The sequence below is a fragment of the Arthrobacter sp. AOP36-A1-22 genome, from assembly GCF_052377615.1.
In the GTDB taxonomy this organism is placed as follows: domain Bacteria; phylum Actinomycetota; class Actinomycetes; order Actinomycetales; family Micrococcaceae; genus Arthrobacter_H.
In genome coordinates, this window is sequence record NZ_JBQSWX010000062.1 from 1 (window position 1) to 1,090 (window position 1,090).

General features: G+C 63.8%; 1 protein-coding gene. It reads right to left on the reverse strand.

The genetic code is table 11. The annotated features are described in order from the left end of the window. Nucleotides 1-12 precede the first annotated feature (12 nt). A complete protein-coding gene (locus tag ACT3S2_RS15815) occupies nucleotides 13-987 on the reverse strand; it encodes an IS481 family transposase (RefSeq protein ID WP_301497610.1) in 975 nt (324 codons plus the stop codon). Between the last annotated feature and the right edge of the window lie 103 nt (nucleotides 988-1,090).

Below are 1,090 nucleotides of genomic sequence, written 5' to 3' on the forward strand. Positions count from 1 at the left end.
TGTACTCGGCCATCAGGTTGGTGACAGGCGGCTGGTCGGGGGTTTGCCTCCGAGTGCGGTGTGGCGTCGGACAGTGTTGTAGACCTCGAGCCATGGGGCAAGGGCAGCGCTACGGTCGGCGTTGGTGGTGAACACCTGGCGGTAGGCCCATTCGGTGGCCAGGGTTCGGTTGAACCGCTCGACCTTGCCGTTCTGCCATGGGCAGTGCGGTTTGATGAACTTGTGCTTCGCGCCCAGATCGCTGATGGCGGTAGCGAAGTCTTCTGAGCGGCGGTACGACCAGTGGTTGTCGGTGATCACCCGCTCGATCTGGGCGATGCCATGGACATCAAAGAACACCGCTGCACGTCGCAAGAACCCCGCACAGGTGGTGCCCTTTTCGTCACCGAGGATCTCGGAGTACGCCAACCGGGAGTGGTCGTCGACCATCGAGTGCACGTAGTCATAGCCGATCCGGGCCTTCTTCTTCGCCGCGGTTGACCCCATCTGGCGGCCATGGGCTTTCCACCCACCGCCGTCAGGGATCTTGCCGATCTTCTTCACATCGACATGGACCAGCTCACCGGGCCGGTCGCGTTCGTAGCGCACCGCTGTGGTCTTCGAGGCCCGGATCACCTCACCGGTCAACGGGTCACACTCGCGTAGATAGGGGACCGCGTGGCGGCGCAGCACCCGCGAGACTGTGCGAGCTGGGATGTTGAGGTCAGCGCCGATCCAGTCCTGGCCGTGTCGTTGCTCGTGGCGCAGCGCCACGATTCTTTCCTCAACCTCGACCGAGGTCTGGCGTGGACTGTGGTGCGGGCGCGAGGACCGATCGAGAAGGCCCGCAGAACCCTCACTACGGAACCGATTGATCCATCGGTGCGCGCACTGACGAGACACACCCTGGGCTCGCGCAGCATGCGCGACTGCCCACCCCTGGACACAGACCCGCTCTACGAGCAATTGCCGGCCACGCAAGTTCAGCCGGGCATTACGGTGGGACATGAAGACCTCCGGACGGTTGGCGACTTAGACATCACCCACCGCACCCGGAGGTCTTCGCTACGTCAAGAGCCCGGGACCGTCACCAACCTCCCGGCCGAGTACA